Source organism: Clostridioides sp. LIBA-7678, from assembly GCF_056716065.1.
Genome location: NZ_CP196987.1, coordinates 2,192,000 through 2,215,248, shown reverse-complemented (window position 1 = coordinate 2,215,248; position 23,249 = coordinate 2,192,000). Strand labels below are relative to the sequence as shown.

Here is a 23,249-nt window from a genome sequence, read left to right as displayed (position 1 = left end):
ATATTCTATAAAAATTTTATATTAACTAAGTGGTATGTAAAGATTATTACTGAAAAAGTTGTTATTGATTTAACTCGTATTTTATATTAACTAAGTGGTATGTAAAGCAATTTTCAAAATATTTATACTTATATAATAACAAATATTTTATATTAACTAAGTGGTATGTAAAGACAATAGCACCATATTCAAATCCACTCAAATACATAATTTTATATTAACTAAGTGGTATGTAAAGATTTTCGTCTGACAATAATACGTTTCAAGAACTTTATCATTTTATATTAACTAAGTGGTATGTAAAGTTTATACGAAGCGCAGTACAAGTTGTATCCAATATGATTTTATATTAACTAAGTGGTATGTAAAGATGTTAAATTTAAGGCTAGACTGATTTTTTCTAATGATTTTATATTAACTATGTGGTATGTAAAGTTTACTTTTAGAGAAATAACAAAATAGAGCATTCTCATTTTATATTAACTATGTGGTATGTAAAGTATCTATGAAGGATTATTATATGACTATATTCTTTAAAATTTTATATTAACTATGTGGTATGTAAATTCCACTTACTGTATCTGCTAAGTTTGAACCAAATACAGGTTTTATATTAACTATGTGGTATGTAAAGAATATTATCAAATCTATCGCTGATTATTTGGATGTGGATTTTATATTAACTATGTGGACTTAAAATTAAAAATAATTAAAAAACACTTACTCAAGTAGGTGTTTTTTTATTGAAAGGATGTGGTTATAATGTAAAAACTTTACTTATATAGTATAATAATCTTATAAAATTATTATATGGGGGTAATATTATGGGATTATTTGGAGGGAAAGAGAATTGTTGTATTTGTGGAGAAAAAGGAAAACAAAAAATTGCTGATGGATGGTTGTGCAAAGAGTGTTTTAAGAAATATGCAGTTGCTACTTTTATTCCAGGAAATAATAATTTATATCGTGAAATGCCAACTAAGTTAGAAGTCGAAAAAGCTATTGAAGCAAAAAAAAATAGACAAGAAGATTTAAATAGTTTCAATCCTACAAAAAAAATATATAAATTTATAGAATTTGATGATGATAATAAGAAGTTTGTTGTTTTGAATGGATTTGATAGAGAAAAAATGAATTTAAATGTTTATAATTACAGTGATGTTATAGAATATGAACTTTTGGAAAATGGCGAAACTTTGACTAAAGGCGGAATAGGAAGAGCTTTAGCAGGAGGTGCATTGTTTGGTGGAGTAGGTGCTGTTGTTGGTGGAGTAACAGCTAAAAGAACAACAAAGGCACTTATAGATAATCTTAAAATAAAAATAACTTTAAATGATTTAAATAACCCTAATATTTATATAAATTTAATTCAATTTAGAACTAAGGGTAATTCTTCGATATATAAAATGGCATGCTCTTCTGCTCAAGAGATATTATCTATTCTTGCAATAATTGTGAAAGATAATGAAGTTATTGATACACAAAATAATAATATTCCATCTGTAGCAGATGAAATATTAAAATATAAAAATCTTTTGGATAATGAAGCTATCACACAAGAAGAATTTGATACTAAGAAAAAGGAACTATTGAATTTATAATACATAAGCACTTACTTAAAAATAAGTAAGTGCTTTTATTATTCCCAAAAAGAAAGGAGAGTGAGAAAATGGCAACGATACAAACTTCAATAAAAATTTTTGATGGAATGACACCTGCTTTTCGTAATATGACTACATCTATTAACACAACAATTAATAGTTTAGAGAGATTACAAGGAAGATTGAATAATCCACTTAATGCAGGTGGGATACAGGCATCTCAGCAAAGTCTGAATAATATTGAAAGTATTCTTACAAGGATAGAACAGAAAATTGGAAGAAACACAAATGAACAAGAAAACTTTAATAATAAAATAAGACAAGGAAGTGAAGCAGGTTCTTTATTAGTTTCTAAGTTAAAAAGTATTGCTGGTATATACATTGGAATAAAAGGAATAGAAAGTATTACAAAAGCAGCAGATACAATTGCAAGTACAAAAGCACGTTTAAATCTAATGAACGACGGATTACAGACAACGGAACAATTAAACAAGATGATTTATTTGTCTGCTCAAAGTGCTAGGGCTTCTTATGCAGATACAGCAGCACAAGTAAGTAAGCTAGGAATATTGGCAGGAGAAGCATTTGGAAGTAGTGCAGAAGTTGTAAAATTTGCTGAACTGATGAATAAGAGTTTTGTAATCGGAGGAACGTCAGCATCAGAAGCAAGTGCTACAATGTATCAACTTACACAAGCGATGGCGGCAGGAAAGCTTCAGGGTGATGAATTTAGGTCTATTATGGAAAATGCTCCACTTCTAGCTACTAAAATAGCTGAATCTATGGGTAAGGGTAAAGAAGCATTAAAAGATTTATCTCGGACAGGAGCTATAACGGCAGATGTAGTGAGAAATGCTTTGTTTAAAGCAAGTGCTGAGATAGAAAAGAAATTCGCAAGTATGCCAATAACTTTTTCTCAAGCTCTTACAATGATGAAAAATGATGCCTATATGATTTTCTCTGAGACTCTCGGAAAGATAAGTGGGGCATTACAAAGTGTTAGATTTAGCGAGATTGTTGTGTCCATGAGAAATGTAATGATTGCAATATCTTCAAGTATTTATGACACAATGAATATTATAAAAAATATTTTAAATAGCGATTTCTTTTCAGACTTTGTTAGAGGAATTACATTAGGAACTATATTAATTATCAATGCATTAGGATGGGTTACTAATGCTGCACTAAATGTTGCTAATGTCTTTGTTCAAAATTGGTCAATTATTGCTCCTATTATTTACGGGATAATTACTGCTATTGGCATATATGCAATTGCTACTCTAGCTCTGGCTGTATCAAAAAAAATAGCTGCTTTATCTGAAGCATGGTTTAATTTTCAAATGACTCAAACGGTTATTATGTTTGATTTGGCAGCTGGTGCAACCTGGAGACAAATAGCAGCACAATATGGTTTAAATGCAGCATTATATGCTTGTCCTTTAACATGGATAGTACTTGGATTTATAGCAGTTATTGCTGTTGTCTTTATGGCAGTAGCAGCAATAAATAAATTTACAGGTACTTCTTTGACTGTACTAGGGGTAATTGTAGGTGCAGTATTTGCAGCAGTAGCAACAATACAAAATATAATGATTGGGCTTCTAAATGGATGTATAACTGTAAATGAAGCTATTGCGAATGGTTGGAATCAGTGTGTATTTTTTATGAAACAAGCTATTGCAAAGGGTGTAATCTTTATAATAGAAAAAATGGCATCTCTAAATGATTCTGTAAATAGTGCAGGAAATGCACTTGGAAAAGCCTTCATAGACGGGGCAAATATAGCAATCAGAGGAGTAAATAAGCTTGTTGATTTGTTAAATAAAATACCTGGCATAAATATTGGAAAAGTTGGAGAAGCAACATTCACACCAGTCCAGGCAGATAATAGCACAATTAAAAAACAAATCGCAGATTTAAACAAGTGGGTAGGAGATGCACCAGAAAAAATAAAACTGGATAGAATGGGATACAAAGATATTGGAGCAGAATTTCAAAAGGGAAATGCTCTAGGAACTAAGTGGCAAAATGCTATAACTGATAAATTTAAAGATACTTTTGATATAAATAAGATGTTGGAAGATGCAAAGAAAAAATTAGGATTAGACGATTTGTGGAATAAACAAAATCCGCTTAATAATCTTGGAGGATTCGGAAGTGGAGATTTAGGAAAGAACGTAAAAGATACCGCAGGAAATACTGCAAAGATGGCTAAGACCATGGATAAAAGTCAAGAAGATTTAAAATATCTTAGAGACATAGCAGAACAGGAAGTAATCAACCGATATACAGGAGTAAACATTAAAATTGACATGAACAACACAAACAACATAAATAGTGATACAGATGTTGATGGTATAGTAAATGTTTTAACAGAAAAATTAAACGACGCCATGATTGTATCAGCCGAAGGAATTGTTTAGAGAGGAGGGATATATAAATGGCTTATGATTTTTACTTGGATGGAGTACAATTACCAATTGCACCACCCAAACTTGAGATTAAAGTAACAAATAAAAATAAAACTGTAGACCTAATAAATACTGGTGAAGTAAATATATTAAAGACTCCTGGTTTATCAGAGTTTTCATTTGAAGCAGAGTTTACACACAATAAATTACCATTTTATCGTGGTACTTTTAGAGATGTACAATTCTTTTTGAGTAAATTAGAACTATTAAAAACAGATTGTAAGCCATTCCAGTTTATTGTATCTCGTGAGTTGGGTAACAAGGTACTATTTAACACTAATATGAAAGTATCACTTGAGGAATATACAATCTTAGAAGATGCAGATAATGGCTCAGATACAAAAGTTTCTATTAAATTAAAACAATATAGAGATTACTCAACTAAGAAATTAGTTCCTGCTGCACCTAAAAACGAGACAGGTAGACCTAATGTAAAAATAGAACCAAAACGAGTTGATTCAGTCAATGCACCAAATGCTAAAACATACACAGTCAAATCGGGTGATTCTCTTTGGTCAATCTGTCAAAAGCAGTTAGGTAATGGTTCGTTATATAAGAAAGTATATGAATTAAATAAATCTATGATGGATAAGGCTAACAAGGGTAAAAACTTAAGTAAATATACCATTTACAAAGGGCAGGTGTTGAGGCTTGTCTGATGATTTAGTTTTAGCAAATGATAGAGAGGTAAGACTAGTAATAGCACATTGGGAAGATTTCTATGAACCTGCCGTTTTAGATGGAATCACATGGGAAATTGAAAGACGAGGTACACCTTCAAAGCTAGAATTTACAATAGTTATGGATAAGATATTAGAGTTTTGCGAAGGTAACTCAGTAAGATTATATTACAAGGGTGTAGGCATATTTTATGGATATATATTTCAGAAGAAAAGAGACAAAGAAAATCACATCAGAATAGTTGCATATGACCAGCTGAGATATTTTAAAAATAAAGATACTTATGTATATAGTAATAAAACAGCAAGTGAACTTATAAAAATGTTGGCTAAAGATTTTAATTTAAAATACAATGTCATAGAAGATACAAAATATAAAATATCTAGAGTTGAAGAAAATAAAACACTCTTTGATATGATACTAACAGCACTAGATGATACTTTAAGAGAGAAAAAGGAAATTTATACCTTGTATGATGATTTTGGAAGAATAACTTTAAAAAATGTTGCATCAATGAAATTAGATACTGTTATGAATAATGATGTAATAGAAGATTTTGACTATAACTCAAGCATTGATAGTGATACTTATACAAAAATTAAACTTGTGAGAGACAACGAGGAGTCAGGTAAAAGAGATGTTTATATTGCACAAGATTCTACGCATATGAGAAGTTGGGGAATACTTCAAATGTTTGATACAGTAGACAAGAACATGAGTGAAGCAGAGATAAAACAAAAATGTGATATACTTTTAAAACTATATAATAGAAAAACTAAAACGCTAAGTTTAAAAAATGCAATTGGAGATATTAGAGTGAGAGCAGGTTGTTTAGTACCTGTTTTTTTGTCGTTAGGAGATATAGAGTTACAAAATTATATGTTAGTTGAGAAAGTAAAACATACTTTTGAAAATAACAGTCATTTCATGGACCTAACTTTGGTTGATGGAGACGAGTTTGCCTCTTATTCTTCAAGTTCCTACTCAAGTGGAAATACTAACAATAAAGATGAAAAGAAAAATGGCCCTGCACAAAGTACAAAAACAAATACAGGAAGAAAAGTACCAGCATTATTTACAGCATATTGGCCAGGTCCTGGTATAGAAGGTGGAGATACAGATTGTACTGGAAAAAAATTAGTGCCTAAGGAACAAACTTGTGCAGCTCCTATGGATGTAAAAAGATATTACAAAAGCTGGTATAGTGATAAATTTTTAAAGGATAACCCATTTATAAAGCTAAATGATAAAATCAAAGTAATATTACCAGGTTCCTCTATAGATGGAAAAACATATACAGTTAGAGATAATGGAAGTGCTATTAACATATCATCCTCAGGAGTTTATGATATAGATATATTAATGTCTACAGCAAGTGAGTGTAAGAGATTTGGCAAAAGAAAAGGGTATATAATTATAAATGGAGATGAAGAGCAAACATATCAAGTTGAAGGTAATAATCAAAATAGTAGTACAAACAATAGCTCTAAAGCAGATAAACTAATTAGCATAGCAAAAAGCAAGCTAGGTTGTAAATATGCTCGAGGAGCAGAAGGACCTAATACTTTTGATTGTAGTGGTTTTACTCAGTGGTGTTATAAACAAGTAGGCATAAGTATTCCTAGAACAGTTGCAACACAAAGTAAAGCAGGAAAGGCTGTAGATTTAAAAGATAGGAGTAAATGGAAAGCAGGAGACCTATTATGTAGAGTTGAAGGAGGAAGTAGTAACCATGTAATGATGTATCTTGGAAATGGTCAAATGATTCATTCGCCACAAACTGGTGATGTAGTAAAAATACAATCAGTTGATTCATATCGAAAAGGTAAATCATACACACATGTGAGAAGATTTATATAAGTGAGGTGATAATATGAGCCAAGATTTATTACAAATAATTAAAAAGGCAGCAATGGATGCAGTAGAGACAAGTAATCCTATTAGGGTTGTATTTGGGACAATAGAAAGTATTAGTCCTCTAAAAGTTAAGATAGAACAGAAATTATCTATTGGTGAATTTTTTTTAATACAAACAGATACATTTAAAAGATATACTGATAAAAAAATAGGAGACAAATTGGTTTTAATAAGAATGCAAGGAGGGCAACAATACTTGATTTTAGATAGGATGTGATGAAGTGATACCAACAGATAGCGTAGATTATGATATAGAAGATGTATCAATTATAAATTTCAATGTAAGGCAAGAACCAAGTAAGACTTTTAAATTAAATATAGAAAAAAACAAAGTAGATGGTATTTGTGATAATGTAGAAGCATTAAAACAGACCATCTTTTTAACTTTAAATACTGAAAGGTATCAACATTTAATATATAGCTGGAATTATGGAGTAGAATTAAATGATTTAATTGGAGAGCCTATTTCTTATGTAATACCCGAACTTGAAAGAAGGATAATAGAAGCATTGGTACAGGATGATAGAATTGAAAATGTAGATAATTTTGAGTTTGAAAATCAAAAAGGAAAGGTCCAGTGTAAATTTATTGTCCATACCAAATATGGAAATATCAAAGCAGAGAAGGTGGTGAGTATTTAGTGTTTGAACTTATGACATTTGAAAATATAATTAAAAGAATGTTAGATAGTGTACCTGACACGTTTGACAAACGAGAGGGTTCTATAATATATAATGCCTTGGCACCAGTTGCTATAGAACTTACAGAGACCTACATTGCCATGGATGAATTACTAGACCAAACATTTGTTGATACTGCTAGTTACTATTATTTAGAAAAAAGATGCAAAGAGCGAGGAATCACACCTTTACCAGCCACTAATACAATTGCAAAAGGAGTCTTTAATATAGACATTCCATTAGATTCACGTTTCAATCTAGGAGAATACAATTATATTGCAACCGAGAGAATTAGTGAAGGAATATATAAAATGAAATGCGAAACTGCTGGACCTATTTTTGAACTTGGTCAGTTGATTCCAATTGAATATGTAGACAAATTAGAAACAGCAGAATTGACAGAAATATTGATAAATGGAGAAGATGAAGAATCAGAGGACAGTTTAAGACAAAGATACTATGATAGTTTAAATTCACAAAGTTTCGGTGGGAATATACAAAACTATAAGGATGAAGTTAATAAATTGCCTGACGTTGGGGGAGTTAAAGTTTATCCAGTTTGGGACGGTGGAGGTACTGTTAAGTTAGTAATAATTAATTCTAATTTCAAAGTACCAAGTGCCGATTTGGTTAATCTAGTACAAGAAGAAATTGACCCAAACCCAAAAGGACAAGGCATTGGATTAGCACCAATAGGTCATAGAGTGACTGTAGAAGGAGTTACAAGTACAACTATAAACATATCAGCAGAGATAACATACAAGAGTGGCTATGCTTGGGAGAATATAAAGACTATAGCAGAAGAAACAATTGACGATTATTTAAATGAACTTAATATGAGCTGGGAAGATGAAGAAAACTTAATAGTTCGTATAGCTCAGATAGAAACTCGTTTGCTAAGTATTGATGGAGTATTAGACATTGCAAACACAATGATAAATGATGTCAAATCTAATCTAACAATAGATAGTAATAGCATAGTAGTAAGAGGTGAGGTAGTTGGATAAAGAGATAAATCTAATAAGTTACTTACCACAAATTCTGCAAGATAAAGAAGAATATATAAAAGCATTTAATGCAGATAACAAAGAAATAAAGATACTACATGATAAATTAGATGATGTATTAAATGACCAATTTCTAGAGGATTTGACCATAAGCGGAGTAAAGAGATGGGAAAAAATAATGTCTATAGTTCCTAAATCAAATGAGAGCCTAGAAGATAGAAGATTTAGGATTTTTAGTAAATATATAAGTAAATTACCTTATTCGGAGAAATTTCTTAGGAACTGGTTAAATAGTATAGTTGGAGAAGGAAACTATGAATTAAATGTAAATAATGCCACTTATAACATTCATTTAGAGAGTGATGCAAGAAATCAAGATTGGTTTGATGAGGTTCATACTTTTGTAAGTAACATTAAACCTTGTAACCTAACTTTAGATTATACTAGAGTTTTAGTTAGTAAAGATAATGGTATGTACTTTGGAGCAACCACTATTACAGGACATGAGATTACAATTTACCCTTGGTCACCTTCGGATATTGAAACTCAAGGGGAAATTAATATAATTAGTGGTAATGGATTTGGATACCAAGAGATTACGATTTATTAGATAGGAGGTGGTAGTTTGGCTACAGATAAAAGTTATTACACGATATTAACAAACATAGGTAAAGCTAAGATAGCAAATGCAAGTTTAGTAGGAGAAAAAGTTGACTTTGCTAAGATTCAACTTGGAGATGGTGCAGGAAGTGAATATAATCCAACAGAAGGGCAAACAGTACTCAAAAATGTAGTTTGGGAAGGGAAAGTAGGAAATGTCACAACTGACAAAACTGTGTCTAATTGTTTACTATTAGAAAGTCTTATTCCTGCGAGTGTTGGAGGCTTTGTAGTTAGAGAGATAGGTTATTTAGATACAGAGGGTAATTTACTTGCTATTTCTAAGTATAGGTCAGCATATAAACCTAGATTGGAAGATGGAGCAGTTATTGATATGAAGGTAAAAACTATTTTTGTTGTATCTAATGTTAATAATATAGAGCTTAAAATTGACCCTACAATAATTTTTGCTACATTAAAAGATTTACAAGATTTAGAGGTTAAAATAGATGCTATTGACACTAAAATTGATACAACTAAAACAGAGTTAACAAGCAACATAGAAACTACTAAGACAGAGTTAAACACTAGAATAGGTGATACAAAACTACTTGAAACAACAGATAAAACAAATATAGTCAGTGCAATTAATGAGGTAAAAACTAGTGTAGATAGTATAGAAACAACAGCAGAGAAAACAAGTATAAAAGATACAGATAACTTATTCGAAAGTAATAATGTAGAGGGAGCATTAAAAGAAGTGATGCAAGAAGTAAAAGGTAATAGAAGTAGTATTATATCAACAATAAATAATAATTTAATACCAATGTAGAAAGAGAGGTGATAAAGTGAAGATATGGAAATACAATAGAACTGTGAAGAAAAGAAGAGGTGTCTATACAGAATTAGATATACTTACTCAACGATATGAATTTGAAGAAGATGGGAAATTTTATACAGCTTATTTTCATTTATATACTAATAAAAATATAGATATATTCAGAGATAAAGATTTATATAAAGAATCTTATATGATGGACTATAGAGTTGGAGGTGTATCAACTGATATTGATGATGTAGTACAACAAACAACTATAGTAAGATTTATACCTGACCCTGTTATTGATATTGTAATTGATAACATTAGCAGAGGATGTGAAATAAACTACAAAATTATAGATAATGAGCCAAGCATAAAATTCATTGTTACAGAAAAATTAAATGGCACAATAATAGAAACAAAAACAAATTCTAGTGATAATAATTATAAACTCAAATTAACTGATGAACAAATAGTACCATTAGCACTCAACTCTTCAAATTCAATAGTAATAGAAATAAGTACAGAAGATGGAGGTTTAGTAACAAGCAAGACAGTAACATTTACAAGAACAAATAATAAGCCATCTATTTTGGTTAATTCATATAGTTCTACTTCTGCAAAGTATGTAGTATCTGACTTAGATAATAATTTAAGTAAAATAGAATGGTATTTAGATGATGTAGTAAAAGATACATTTACTACAGATTTAACAACAGAAAAAACAATAAACTATGAACTTACAGACAATGCAATACACACACTTAAAATAGTAGCTACAGATGCAGAGAATGCAACTGCTGAGAAAGTTTTAAGTATAAGCAAAGAAATAATGCCACTTCAATCTGATGCAACTTTGCAAGATATATCATCTAAGTTGGTAGAGATTGGAGAAGGATTTAGAAATGGGAAAACAAGTATTATAAATACTTTAGCACTTAAAAATATAGATGCAAATTTAAATAATACACTTGTTGAGTTATCAGAGAAAATTAAGGGAGGTTTTGATAGTGGAGACGCTAGTTTACAAGATTTGATGAATCAATTAACACAAGCTAATAATACTATAACTCAGTTAAATACTCAAATAAGTGCATTAAATTCTAAATATAAATATGCTTATAGCACTGATGTTACATTGCATTGGTTTGTTGATTGTGGCTTTAGACCTGATTTTGTTATTTACCACTGCTGGACTAAATCAACACAGCTTCTAACTATTGCTACACCAGACAAATATTTTTCTTTTATGAATAGTTCTCGTGGTTGGGCTATTATTCAAAGTGACCCTAATGATGAATATTCTTTTTCTAAAAATGATACTACTAGATATTTTGGTACAGTATTTAGAGAGAATGGTTTTTATTGCTCCAACATGCCAAACGATTCACTTAATGATAAGTATTATTTTTATTATGCTATTAAATGTTTATAGGAGGTCTAGATATGAAAAATATAGGAAGAATAGTTTTTTATGATAATAAAACAGGAGATGTATTAATGTTTTATGGAGAAAAAACAGTAAGTAATAGTATAGATATCAATATTCCTAAAATAGATTCTATTGAGTTGCCATATGGAAGTATAGATTATACTAGAAATAGGCTAATAGGTATAAATATAGAAACAAAAGAACCAATTTTAGAAGAAATACCAATCTATGTGAGTGAAGAAGAAAAGAGAATACAAGAGTTAGAAAATCAGATTTTATTAAATGAAAATGAAAAAGTAGGAGGGTTATTATAATGAATATAAATAATGTTGTAGTAAGAATATTGGCAGAGAGAATATTAAATAAGGGATTAAATCCATTGAAAAATCGAGAATTTAAATTAGATGACGTGACTAACACGGAGTACAGAAAAGCAGTAGAGGATTATATAATTAGAGAAAGTGGAGTAGTAGAAGGAGCATAACCTACAATATAGGAAATGTTCCTTTTTTATTTCTTAAAATATATAAATTCATTTACATTTTGCCTACACTTCATCTACACTTTGCAGACGTTTATGGTTTTAAAATTAGGTACAATAAAATCATAAATTAAGAAAGAGGTGGATTAAATGGCAACAGTTTATGAATTTAATTATACAAAGAATGAACAACGTGTAACATTAAAACCTGGTAAATATAAATTAGAATGTTGGGGTGCAGGAGGCGGAGCTTATAGTGAATCTCGTACTAAGCCAGGTGGATATTCTAAAGGCGAAATAACATTAAAAAAAGAAACTACTTTGTATGTATATGTTGGTCAAAGTGGATATAATGTTAGTACATCTGGTAACAGTGGATACCATACATTTAATGGTGGTGGATTAGGAAGTTTTGTAAATTACAAAGATACCGTTGGTATTAAGACTTATCTTGGTGGTGGCGCCACTGATATAAGACTTATTGGTGGAACATGGGATAATGAACAAGGATTATTATCACGTATAATTGTAGCAGGAGGGGGAGGTTCTAATGGATTTAATGATGGCACTATTGGTGGAGGTGGAGGTGGAACTACTGGATTAAGTGCTACAATACCTATCGACAATAACACTAATCTTACATTACGTGGAGGAAGTCAAACATCTGGTGGAATAAGTCAGCAAGAAGAAGAATTTTCAGGTTCTTTTGGAAAAGGGGGATGTCGTCAAACTAGTTCATTATATAGTGGGTCAGGAGGAGGAGGAGGGGGATGGTTTGGTGGTTTAGCTTATGCTACCAAATATCCTAGCAATAATTATCTTGATGTTTTAAGTGGGTCAGGAGGTTCTGGTTATGTATTAACTAAAGATAGTTATAAACCTGCTGGTTATATTCCAACAAAAGAATTCTGGATGGAAAATAATACCACATATTCCAATCAAGGTATTGGTAGTAACGGGAGAGCAAGGATAACTTTATTAGAAGGTTTACCTTCGTTTGAACTGAAATCTTACTCATCTACACAAGCAGTATTTATAGCATCACATACAGAAGAAAATAAACTTACTAAAATAGAATGGTTTATAGATAATATACTAAATGGGACAATAACTGATAACTTATACTTAGAAAAAACTATTAATTATACCCTTACTGATAACGCTATACATACTTTAAAAATAGTTGTCACAGATTATTATAACAAAACTATAGAGAAAGTTATAAGCGTAAGTAAAAGTATAATGCCATTGGAAGATGACGCAAGTCTACAAGATATAGCAAGTAAAGTTAGTGAAATAAAAGAAGGATTAATAAATGGAAAAACTTCTATAATAAATGTATTAGCATTAAAGAATATTGAATCAAGTTTAAATAATTCTCTAGTAGAATTGTCAGAGAAAGTAAAAGATTCTTTTGATAGTTCAGATGCTAATGTACAGGAGTTACAAAATCAATTAATAGAAAAGAATAATACAATAAGTCAACTAAATGCACAATTAAGAAAAAGAGCTCAATTTATTAAAGGGAATGTTAATTTAGCTAATAATAAATCATATCATATTACTACTGATTTTAAATGTAAATTCGCCATTGCTTTTTGTACGTATAAAAACAGTGCAGATGTTACAAAAGAATCTATGGCTGTTTCTATTGATGGCTATTCATTTAGTAAAAAAGGAACAAACCAACCGAATGGTACTCCTATTCCATACTTTGCTAATCACAGGGGTGATAATAGTAATTTTACTTTGTATCTTGATATTGTTGGTGGAAATTCTTGCTCTATAGATTATTACGTATTTGGTGAAATTTAATATTATAAAATGTAACAAATATTTTGTATAGTAAAGTTAGATACATATTCAAATATGTAAAGGACTTAGATAACCTCTAAGTCCTGTTTTAATACAAAAAAATTAGGAGGTTTTCATGAATGAAGAACTTTTCAACGCAGATTTAAAAAGGCACGAAACAAGAATAAATAAACATGGAGAAGAAATAGATGAATTAAAGATAGCAAACATTGAATCTAAAGCAGAATTAAAAGCACTATGCGAGAACTTAAACTCACTTACAAGTATGCTTAAATGGCTAATTGGGACAATGATTACAACACTTGTAGGGTTCTTTATATTTGCAATACAGAGAGGAATATTTTAAATTAGGAGGTTAAGAGATGGATAATTTAATAAGTTTCATACCAGAGCAGTTGCTAATTTTAGTAGCTGCTCTTTATGTTATAGGAGCAGGTTGTAAGAAGTATAAACAGTTAGATAACAAGTATATTCCAGTAGTGTTATTAGCACTTGGAATAGGTTTCTCAATATGGATGTTAGGATTAAATCCAACCTCAGTTTTACAAGGTGTAATTTGTTGGGGTATATCAATAGGTATAAATCAAACTTACAAACAGTTAAAGGAGGAAAATAAACAATGAAAATAGCAATAGTACCAGGGCATACACTAACAGGTAAAGGAACCGGAGCAGTTGGTTATATAGACGAAGGAAAAGAAAATAGAATACTTACTGACTTAATAGTGAAATGGTTAAAACAAGGTGGAGCAATTGTCTATACAGATAAGATAGATAAATCCAATAATTACTTAGCAGAACAATGTCAAATAGCCAATAAACAAGATGTGGACCTAGCAGTACAAATCCATTTCAACGCAAATAAAACAACACTAAACGCAATGGGTACAGAGACAATATACAAAACTAATAATGGCACAGTGTATGCAGATAGAGTAAATACTAAATTAGCAACAGTATTTAAAAATAGAGGTGCTAAATCAGATGTAATGGGCTTGTATTGGCTTAGAAATACAAGAGCACCAGCAATATTGATTGAGGTATGCTTTGTAGACAGTAAAGCAGATACAGATTACTATATTAAAAATAAAAATACAGTTGCAAAGCTAATAGCTGAGGGTATATTAAATAAGAAAATAGATAATATTGAGGTGAAACAAATGTATAAACATACAGTAGTTTTCGAGGGAGAAGTTGACAAGGTATTAGCACAAATAGTCAGTTGGAATTATAAAGAGAGTGAATGTAGAGTATGTGATATAAAAGATTATAAGCCATATCAAACAGAAAATTTATATATTGTAGGTGGAGGAGCATGTAATAAGATAAGTTCTATAACTAAAGAAAGATATACTATGATAAAAGGTAATGATAGGTTTGATACACTTTATAAAGCATTAGATTTTATTAATAGATAGATTAGAAGGTAACAACTAGAATTAGTTGTTACCCTATAATTCCTAATAAAAAATAATTTATTATATAATAATATTAAAGTTTGTTTCTAAGGTTAATATTATGTGCTACAATTCAATTGGGTAAATATTATTTGAATGAGGTGTGGGGATGAAAACTTTAAGTAAAAAGGCAGTTATTTTATCACTTTCATTGGTAGTTGTATCACCTTTGATACATAAGATAAATGCACAAGATATTGAGAAGAATATGGAAGTTAGATATGAAGCAAGGAAAATTAATAACTTAGAAAATATGACAATGGAAGAAGCCTTTCCTGATGAAAATTTTAGAAAAGTAATTTGTGATAAACTAGGTATTTTAGATGATGGGAATCCTATTGGAACTTCGAAAAAAGCGATTATAGAATCTACAAAAGATTTAACATTAGGAAGCAAATCAATAGAAAATTTATCTGGAATTAATTATTTTATTGGGTTAGAAAATTTTAGTTGTAGAGGAAATCAGTTAACAAATCTAGATTTAAGTAATAACATAAATTTAAAAGAATTGTATTGTAATGAAAATCAGTTAACAAGTTTAGACCTAAGTAATAATAATGAGTTGATAACAGTACATTGTGGGGAAAATAATCTAACAAACTTAGTTATAGAAAATTCTAAATTAGAAGAATTAAACTGTAGAAAAAATAATTTGAAAAACTTAGATATAACTAAAGCAACTAATTTGACAACTCTTTTATGCTTTGAAAATGAATTGAGTAGTTTGAATTTATCTAAGAATCAAAAATTGAAAATTTTAAAGTGTGAATATAATAATTTAAATACTTTAGATGTATCTACAAATTTAGAATTACAAGATTTAAACTTTTCCTTTAATCAATTAACAAATATAAATTTAGATAATAATAAAGAAATTGTTAAGTTAACTTGTAACAACAATAAATTGCAAAATTTAAACTTAGAAAATCATGAAAAACTTGTAAAACTATATTGTAATCAAGAGCAATTAAGTAATTTAAATGTGGAAAAGTGTATTAATTTAGAAGATTTAACTTGTAGTAGAAGTAATCTTAAGAATCTGGATATAAGTAGCAATAAGAATTTAAAATATCTAGAGTGTGCAGTGAACAAGTTAACAAGTTTGAATATAGAGAATAATATAGAACTTTTAGAATTATACTGTTATGACAATGAGATAAAAGCTTTAGATATAAGTAAAAATATTGAATTGGAGAATTTAACTTGTTATAAAAATAAATTAGATAGTTTAAATGCAAGTAACAATAAAAATCTTAAATATTTATATTGTTCACAAAATGAATTAACTAGCTTGGATGTAACAAAAAATATAGAACTTGAGAGGTTGTACTGCGGGGAGAATAGATTAACTAGTTTAGATGTAAGCAAAAACACAAAATTAGAAGAGTTAGATTGGTCAAATCAAAAAAAATCAACATCAGCAGGAGGTTCGTCAGGAGGTGGAGGAGGTTCATCATCTACAAATGAAGAGTCTTCTAAACCTAAAATAACAACCTCAAATAAAAAAATAGTTGGTTCAGATAGAAATGAAACATCAGTAAAAATAAGTCAAAAAGGATGGAATAAAGCTGATAATATAGTGTTAATAAATGATTCTAGTATATCTGATGCCTTATCAGCAACACCATTTGCTAAGTCTAAAGATGCACCAATACTACTTACTAAAAATAATAACTTAAATAAATTAACAGAAAAAGAAATAAATAGGTTAGAAGCAAAAAATGTTTACATAGTAGGTGGATTAAAGTCTGTTGATGAAAAAGTAGTATCTGATTTAAAGGAAAAGGGATTAAATGTAATTAGGATATCTGGAAATGATAGATACGAAACATCAATAAAACTTGCAAAAGAATTAGATAAAAATTCTAATCTATCAAAAGTAGTAGTAGTAAATGGAGAAAAGGGACTAGCTGATGCAGTAAGTATGGGAGCTATATCAGCAAAAGAGGAAATGCCAATTCTTCTTACTAATCAAAATGATGATATGAAAGATATAAAAGACTTAATAGCTAATAAAGACATATCAAAATCATATGTAATAGGTGGAGAATCTTTATTTAATAGTAAAGAAGTGAGTAATACATTACCATCTGTAACTAAAATAGCAGGTTCTGATAGAACAGAAACTAACTCAAAAGTAATAAATCATTTCTATAGTAAAGATACACTTAATGACTTATATGTAGCTAAGAATGGAATGAATAAACAAGATGATTTAGTAGATGCTTTATCAGTAGGAGTACTCGCAGGCAAAACGGAATCTCCAGTAGTATTAGTTGGAAATGGATTAGATAATAGCCAAAAAGAGTTAATCAAGAATAAAAAGTTTAAAAATATAACTCAAGTTGGTGGAAATGGAAATGAGAAAGCATTTAGTGAAGTAGAAAACTTAGTTAAATAGATTAGAAAGTAGCAGCCAAAAGTGGTTGTTACCTTCTTTTTTTATATTTTCTTTCTCTAAGCTTTTTCTTTTTCATATCTTCTAATACATCTAATGCAGTAATATAAAATTGTATTTCATCTCTGTAAGGTATAGCTATATCAAGAGATGTATTAATAGCTATAAATGTGAGTATTATTATAGATGCGGATTGCAGAATTAAATTTATATAATTATCTTTAATATTTAATGAACTGAAAAATAAATTAGCAAGTAATGAAAAAATAATAGCCATAAGGGAGAAAAACAATGCATTACTAGGATTATTGCTTTTCTCTAACTGACCTTTAATTCTAGCTTGATCAATTTCTATTTCTCTAATTGTATTAATATTCTTAATTTCATTGTAATGATTATAAACTTTTGTGTAATATTCTTGATAATTTATTACACTTTCTTTATTTCCCTTAAAGTATTTTATATCCTTCTTGATTTGTTTTTTCTTTTTTCTATTTTTAAACCAACATTTAAAACTCATAAAGTCCCCCATAAATTCATATATAATATACTTTAATTTATAGCATATTTAAGAGTTTATATCAGCAATTTGTCGAACGATTCTATAATTATAAAGTGAAATGTTATTATTTTATAAATAGATATATTTCATTGTCGAAACTTATTCATTTAAATTATATATTTTGATTGGTATAATAAAAATATATAATCTTATAAGGAGTAGAAAGATGATTGATAGGGGGAAGTTGTCAAATATAACATTAAGAAACCTTATGCTTGAAGTTCTAGAATGGGAGGGAGTATATAGGTCTATAGAAAGTAATCATAACTTTAATAATACTCATGGAGTACATAGAGATAATTTATTTACACTAACAGAAGAGTTAGCAATTAATAAGCAGTTAGTAAAATAAGATGTAAAAATTCCTTGGTCAGCAGGATAAAAAAATTTTTTCCAAGTAAAAATACTAATTTTATAGTAAGAGAAATAGAGGGGTTATGAGAATCATTCAATATATTATTAAATAATAATATAATATCGTCTGATGTATACAGAGAAAATCCTGAGTTACTTTTTTTATATAACAGATCTTGGCCGTATTTGTATAAAAAAGAGGGATGTATTATCATATGATATAGATGGTTATTTACAAGAACTAAATGCAATAGAAGGATTAGATGAGTGGTTAAAAGAATTAGAAAATATTGTAGATATTTCCGCAAGAGATATTTTCTTTACTTTTTTTAGATTAAATAAAAATGACGTGTCACATTGTTTTGAAATTAAAAAAGATGAAACACAAATATTGTTATTATTTACTTCATTTATAAGGTACTGTTCCATGATGACTAGGATTCAAAATAAAATTAGATATTTTCTATCATCTACAATATCGCAATAAAATTTGACTCATTAATAAATTAAGTGAAACAATAAACTGTAATTATTTTTAAAAATATTAAATTGTAATTAGTTTTTATTTATAACTCTTAAGGTTGATTATAGTATAATCAGAAATGAAATATAGTATCAATATTACATATTTAGCTTAAAAACATATAATTATATTTAAATAGGAAGGTGTTAAAATGGATAGTGGAATTGTGCAAATTATTATTGCTTTAATTGGTATATTAGCTTTTGGCACATTAAGTTTTGTTATAACAAAAAGAGTGAAAAATAAAAAAGATAAGAATAAGATGGGTGAAATTAATCAAACAATAATTGGATATGATAATAATCAGGCAGGAAGAGATATTAATAATGACAAGTCTAAGTAATACTCAAACGATAACTGGATATAGCAATAACCAAGCTGGTAATGATGTAATTATAAATAATTATTATGCTCCCCAGTCTATACGTTTTTATGCTGAAGATATTAAGCAAGTTATTTTATATTTTTCTTCAAATATACCATCAATTAGGGAAAATAATTTAAGTATGAACAAGATTGATATAGAAACAAAAAATGAAATAAATAACTTATCAGAGGCGTATTTTCAGTATATGAAGGAAAAGCATTTATTATATTTCACCCAGATTCGAGTGTTTTTAGGCGATCCCAAAAATGAAAGATATCTTAAATTATATAATAATACAATTAATGAATTGCAGTTCAGAATAGCCATTATAAGAAAAAATTACGATTGTTTTGAAGAAATATTTAATGATTTATTAAATTTTATGCTTCAAGATAAGAATATTGATTTTGTAGAAAATCGAAACTTATGTATTGTGTTCTTGAATTTTATGTATTGGAATTGTGATATAGGTGATAAAAAATGATAAAGCCTTATAAATATATGGATATTAATACCTCAGTTTTAAGTATAGCTGCTATTATATTAAAAAAAATGATAGATGTAGGTTCATTATCATATGATAGTTTATTAGATTCTGTTAAGGATGAATTAGGAAGTAACATAAAGTATAACTATATATATGCTTTAAATTTATTGTTTCTTCTTGGGAAAATATCATATAAAAAAGGTGAGGATATAGTGGAGTTGGTTAAATGAAATTAGTACAGATATATTCAAATGACAGTCGATTTAAAAGTGTGAAATTTAATGATAATTTCAACATTATAGTTGGCAGAATTAAAAATAGTGGAAACTTAAATAGAGACTCACATAATTTAGGTAAAAGTACATTGGCACAATTGATTGATTTTATGTTATTAAAAAATGTAGATAAGAAGTTTTTTTTATTCAAAGAGATATTCAGAAATTTTATTTTTTACATGGAGATACAACTAAATTCGGGCAAATATGTAACAATTCGTAGAAGTGTTAAACAAAATACAAAAATATCTTTTAAATTACATAATAATAAGTATCATAATGCATTAAATGACATAAATTGGGATTATGAGAATCTATCATTAAATAGTAAAACAAAAAATCCAAAAATTATTCTAAATCAATTACTGGAATTTGATGTTATGAATTCATATGATTATAGAAAAACGTTATCATATTTTTTGCGTTCACAAAATGATTATGGCGATCTTTTTAGACTGAGTAAATTTAAGGGTAAAGATTTAGATTGGAAGCCAATATTATTTGAACTGCTTGGATTTAAAGGAGAAGTAACTAGAAAGAAATATGAAGCTGAAATGGATGTAAGTGAGCAGCAAAGAAAGATAGATAATATAAAATCAACTATGGATATTTGTATTGAAGAAAAAGATAAGTTAGTTAGCCTAATAAAAATAAGAGAAGAAGAAAGAGACGAGACACAAAAACGAATTGATAAATTTGATTTTTATAAAAAAGAATCTAGGCTTGAAAAAGATATTGTTGAAAAGATTGAATTTAATATTTCGGAGCTAAATATGAGGAAATATGATCTTGATTACGAAATTTCTAAGATAAAAGAATCAATTCAAGAAGGTACAGCTATTCAATTAGAAAAAATTAAAAGCATATTTAAAGAAGCTAATATATATTTTGGGTCACAAATACAAAAAGACTATAATGAATTAATAGAGTTTAATGAGCAGATTACTGAAGAACGAAATAAATATTTAGAAGAAACGTTGACCATTAAAGAAAATGAGTTAAAAGAGATTGAAAGAAAATTGGTAAAAGAGAATGAAAAAAGATGTGATTCTTTAAAATTTCTAGGAACATCAGATACTTTTAAAAAATACAAGAAATATCAAGATGATATAATTTCTATTGAAAGAAATATTGAAAGATTAGAACAACAGTTGGAACAAATGGATGTATTAAAAGAAGATGAAAAGTTGCTGGATGATTTGAAGTCACAAGTCAAAAATTATACTGATAAAATATCTAATGAACTTGATAGAGAGGATAGTATTTACAGAAAAATTCAACACTCATACAAAGAGTATATGCAGTTTATAATTAAAAAAACAGCCCTAGTTCATATCACTATTAATAAAAATAAAAATATTGAGTTTAATGATGAGATTTTAGATGATAATGACTTTGTAACATCACAAAATGAAGGACATTCTTATAAAAAAATATGTTGTGCATGTTTCGATCTGGCTTTAATTGTGAATTATATAGATAAATCATATTACAGATTTATTTACCATGATGGTTGTTTGGAGGCATTAGATCCTAGAAAACAAATGAGGTATTTAGAATTGGTCAAAAAATTGTCTAATAAATATGATTTTCAATATATTTTAACAGCATTAGAGACTGATATTCCAATTATAGAAGGAATGGAAAATATAGTAGAGGAAAGAGACAGAGTTCTTGAGTTAGATGATTCTGAAGATGATAGTGGTAGACTATTTAGCTTAGCATTTTAGTTTAGGAATATGATGAAATAAGGAACTTTACTAATAAATAACAAAATGTATATTTAATTTAAATGAATAGCATCCTGAATAGGATGCTGTTTAAGTTATAGTAGCTTCTTTTTTTATAATTAAAAAACAAGGGTGGCAAAACCAAACTTGCCACCATCTTGCCACCGAAAATAAGGAATAGAATAAATTTAAATTAAGTATAATAAAACATAAACAACAAACTAATACTAATAAATCGTTGGAATACCAGCATTTGTTAAAAAATAATAATAATAAACAAATAAAATAGAATAATATTACAACATAAGTAAGATATATGTTGTTAATAAAATTGAGATAGAATATGTGGAGGAGTTTTATGCTTGTAATTATTTTTTTATGCATAGGAGGTTTTTTAGCTGCTTTTGTAGACTCTATAGCAGGAGGGGGTGGACTCATAAGTATGCCTGTTCTTATGGCGATTGGAGTGCCAGTGCATCTTGCTATTGGTACAAATAAATTTGCTGCATCAGCAGGCTGTATAAGTAGTGCTTATAGATACTCAAAATCTGGTAAAACTAATAATGAACTTTTAAAGAAATTAGTACCATTTACTATTATTGGTAGTATTTTAGGTGTAAGATGTGTACTATCAATAAGTGAAGATATATTAAATGTTTTAGTTGTAATAATGATTTTAATAGTGGCTATTTACACTTTTATTTCTAAAAACTTAGGTCAAGAAGATAATTTTGAAGGTATTAATAAGAAAAATCTAAGATTAGGTATGATTATGGCTCTTATAATGGGTTTTTATGATGGTTTTTTTGGACCTGGTACAGGTACTTTTTTAACTTTTGGATTTATAAAAATATATGGATATGATTTTTTACATGCTTCTGCAAATACAAAAATATTAAACTTAACAAGTAACATAACATCATTATTATTGTTTATGATAAATGGTCAAGTATACTATAAAATTGCTATAGTGTTTGCATTAGTAATGATAATAGGTGCTTATGTGGGTGCTAAAGTTGCTATAAAAAAAGGTTCAAAGATGATAAAACCAATATTTTTAGTAATGGCATTGTTTATGGTCACAAAATTAGTGTATCAAACGTTATTTTAATTGATTAACTTTTAAATTTTATAAGTAGTTGTGATTAAAATATATCAAATGACTTTTAAAAGTTCTAATTATCTTCTAATACAGTTCATATGTAATACACATATAAATTGTAATATTATACATAGAAAGATTATATATCAAAAAAATATAATTTTAATTTTATTTATATGAAATATATAATAATTTGTAGGAGGAGTTGTTTATGAATATATCAAGAAGAGCTATGAAGATAATCGAATTGGCACAAAAAATCGCTAATAAAAAAGGTGTAACAGTACAAGAAGCTTGGAATGATGCAATGAGAGAATACAAAGCAAAATATGAATATGTTGCATAATCATATGCATTATATTTTAAATATAGGAAATATATAAAATATAAGGGTCTAGAGTTAACTTCTAGGCTCTTTTATTTTTTGAAGTTAAGATATTTGAATAGAAATAAAATGTAAGTAAAATCAACTTATTAAAAGAAAATAAAA

Annotated in this window: 25 protein-coding genes and 1 CRISPR repeat array (1 of these 26 cut by a window edge); of the genes, 24 read left to right on the top strand and 1 reads right to left on the bottom strand. The window is 28.3% G+C overall.

The window, feature by feature from the left end:
• Positions 1-634: direct repeats of the CRISPR family, unit length 29 nt; unit sequence ATTTTATATTAACTAAGTGGTATGTAAAG; it reaches 118 nt to the left of the window's first position.
• Positions 635-824: 190 nt separating this feature from the next.
• The 17 genes from ACTG46_RS10705 (at position 825) to ACTG46_RS10625 (ending at position 17,362) form a co-directional block, all read left to right on the top strand.
• Positions 825-1,601, top strand: a complete 777-nt coding sequence (locus ACTG46_RS10705) for a DUF4428 domain-containing protein (protein ID WP_479922773.1) — start codon at positions 825-827, stop codon at positions 1,599-1,601.
• Positions 1,602-1,669: 68 nt separating this feature from the next.
• A complete protein-coding gene (locus ACTG46_RS10700; RefSeq protein WP_479922772.1) occupies positions 1,670-4,024 on the top strand; it encodes a tape measure protein in 2,355 nt (784 codons plus the stop codon).
• 17 nt (positions 4,025-4,041) lie between these two features.
• Positions 4,042-4,731 carry a LysM peptidoglycan-binding domain-containing protein gene (locus ACTG46_RS10695; RefSeq protein WP_479922771.1) on the top strand — a complete coding sequence of 230 codons (690 nt, stop codon included), beginning with the start codon at positions 4,042-4,044 and terminating at the stop codon, positions 4,729-4,731.
• Complete coding sequence (locus ACTG46_RS10690; RefSeq protein ID WP_479922770.1) at positions 4,724-6,613, top strand: XkdQ/YqbQ family protein; 1,890 nt, start codon at positions 4,724-4,726, stop codon at positions 6,611-6,613. Before ACTG46_RS10695 ends, ACTG46_RS10690 begins: the two co-directional genes overlap by 8 nt.
• Positions 6,614-6,626: 13 nt before the next feature.
• Positions 6,627-6,887: a DUF2577 domain-containing protein gene (locus ACTG46_RS10685; protein ID WP_479919158.1), complete on the top strand. Its 261-nt coding sequence runs from the start codon at positions 6,627-6,629 to the stop codon at positions 6,885-6,887.
• Between the two features lie 4 nt (positions 6,888-6,891).
• Entirely contained in the window at positions 6,892-7,311 is a 420-nt protein-coding gene (locus tag ACTG46_RS10680; RefSeq protein WP_479922769.1) for a DUF2634 domain-containing protein, read from the top strand.
• Complete coding sequence (locus tag ACTG46_RS10675) at positions 7,311-8,357, top strand: baseplate J/gp47 family protein (protein ID WP_479922768.1); 1,047 nt, start codon at positions 7,311-7,313, stop codon at positions 8,355-8,357. The genes ACTG46_RS10680 and ACTG46_RS10675 overlap by 1 nt, the downstream gene beginning before the upstream one ends.
• Positions 8,350-8,967 (top strand): YmfQ family protein, encoded by a 618-nt coding sequence (locus ACTG46_RS10670; RefSeq protein WP_479922767.1) that lies wholly within the window; start codon positions 8,350-8,352, stop codon positions 8,965-8,967. The genes ACTG46_RS10675 and ACTG46_RS10670 overlap by 8 nt, the downstream gene beginning before the upstream one ends.
• 15 nt (positions 8,968-8,982) lie before the next feature.
• On the top strand, positions 8,983-9,789 hold the full coding sequence (locus tag ACTG46_RS10665; protein ID WP_479922766.1) for a phage tail protein: 807 nt from the start codon (positions 8,983-8,985) through the stop codon (positions 9,787-9,789).
• 16 nt (positions 9,790-9,805) lie between these two features.
• Complete coding sequence (locus ACTG46_RS10660) at positions 9,806-11,212, top strand: hypothetical protein (RefSeq protein WP_479922765.1); 1,407 nt, start codon at positions 9,806-9,808, stop codon at positions 11,210-11,212.
• Between the two features lie 11 nt (positions 11,213-11,223).
• A complete protein-coding gene (locus ACTG46_RS10655; protein WP_479922764.1) occupies positions 11,224-11,523 on the top strand; it encodes a hypothetical protein in 300 nt (99 codons plus the stop codon).
• Entirely contained in the window at positions 11,523-11,693 is a 171-nt protein-coding gene (locus ACTG46_RS10650; protein WP_479922763.1) for a hypothetical protein, read from the top strand. Before ACTG46_RS10655 ends, ACTG46_RS10650 begins: the two co-directional genes overlap by 1 nt.
• 147 nt (positions 11,694-11,840) lie before the next feature.
• Positions 11,841-13,505: a glycine rich domain-containing protein gene (locus ACTG46_RS10645; protein WP_479922762.1), complete on the top strand. Its 1,665-nt coding sequence runs from the start codon at positions 11,841-11,843 to the stop codon at positions 13,503-13,505.
• Positions 13,506-13,620: 115 nt separating this feature from the next.
• Entirely contained in the window at positions 13,621-13,851 is a 231-nt protein-coding gene (locus ACTG46_RS10640) for a hemolysin XhlA family protein (protein ID WP_021385516.1), read from the top strand.
• A 16-nt stretch (positions 13,852-13,867) separates the two neighbouring features.
• Positions 13,868-14,128 (top strand): phage holin family protein, encoded by a 261-nt coding sequence (locus tag ACTG46_RS10635; RefSeq protein WP_479922761.1) that lies wholly within the window; start codon positions 13,868-13,870, stop codon positions 14,126-14,128.
• A complete protein-coding gene (locus ACTG46_RS10630) occupies positions 14,125-14,922 on the top strand; it encodes an N-acetylmuramoyl-L-alanine amidase (RefSeq protein WP_479922760.1) in 798 nt (265 codons plus the stop codon). The genes ACTG46_RS10635 and ACTG46_RS10630 overlap by 4 nt, the downstream gene beginning before the upstream one ends.
• Positions 14,923-15,070: 148 nt before the next feature.
• Positions 15,071-17,362, top strand: coding sequence for a cell wall-binding repeat-containing protein (locus tag ACTG46_RS10625; RefSeq protein WP_479922759.1), 2,292 nt, complete (start codon positions 15,071-15,073; stop codon positions 17,360-17,362).
• 28 nt (positions 17,363-17,390) lie between these two features.
• Here the strand turns inward: ACTG46_RS10625 and ACTG46_RS10620 are convergent, their stop codons facing one another.
• Entirely contained in the window at positions 17,391-17,879 is a 489-nt protein-coding gene (locus ACTG46_RS10620) for a hypothetical protein (protein ID WP_479922758.1), read from the bottom strand.
• 208 nt (positions 17,880-18,087) lie between these two features.
• Between ACTG46_RS10620 and ACTG46_RS10615 the strand changes: the two genes are divergently transcribed.
• The 7 genes from ACTG46_RS10615 to ACTG46_RS10585 all read left to right on the top strand — a co-directional run bounded on the left by ACTG46_RS10615 (position 18,088) and on the right by ACTG46_RS10585 (position 23,105).
• The gene (locus tag ACTG46_RS10615) at positions 18,088-18,273 is read left to right on the top strand and encodes a hypothetical protein (RefSeq protein ID WP_479922757.1); all 186 of its coding nucleotides are present in this window, start codon (positions 18,088-18,090) and stop codon (positions 18,271-18,273) included.
• A gap of 676 nt (positions 18,274-18,949) precedes the next feature.
• On the top strand, positions 18,950-19,141 hold the full coding sequence (locus tag ACTG46_RS10610) for a hypothetical protein (RefSeq protein ID WP_479922756.1): 192 nt from the start codon (positions 18,950-18,952) through the stop codon (positions 19,139-19,141).
• Positions 19,125-19,649 carry an ABC-three component system protein gene (locus ACTG46_RS10605; protein WP_479922755.1) on the top strand — a complete coding sequence of 175 codons (525 nt, stop codon included), beginning with the start codon at positions 19,125-19,127 and terminating at the stop codon, positions 19,647-19,649. Before ACTG46_RS10610 ends, ACTG46_RS10605 begins: the two co-directional genes overlap by 17 nt.
• Positions 19,646-19,882 carry an ABC-three component system middle component 8 gene (locus ACTG46_RS10600; protein WP_479922754.1) on the top strand — a complete coding sequence of 79 codons (237 nt, stop codon included), beginning with the start codon at positions 19,646-19,648 and terminating at the stop codon, positions 19,880-19,882. Before ACTG46_RS10605 ends, ACTG46_RS10600 begins: the two co-directional genes overlap by 4 nt.
• Complete coding sequence (locus tag ACTG46_RS10595) at positions 19,879-21,657, top strand: DUF2326 domain-containing protein (RefSeq protein WP_479922753.1); 1,779 nt, start codon at positions 19,879-19,881, stop codon at positions 21,655-21,657. Before ACTG46_RS10600 ends, ACTG46_RS10595 begins: the two co-directional genes overlap by 4 nt.
• 358 nt (positions 21,658-22,015) lie before the next feature.
• Complete coding sequence (locus tag ACTG46_RS10590) at positions 22,016-22,768, top strand: sulfite exporter TauE/SafE family protein (RefSeq protein WP_054270423.1); 753 nt, start codon at positions 22,016-22,018, stop codon at positions 22,766-22,768.
• Positions 22,769-22,970: 202 nt separating this feature from the next.
• Complete coding sequence (locus ACTG46_RS10585; protein ID WP_284181950.1) at positions 22,971-23,105, top strand: hypothetical protein; 135 nt, start codon at positions 22,971-22,973, stop codon at positions 23,103-23,105.
• Positions 23,106-23,249: the final 144 nt, after the last annotated feature.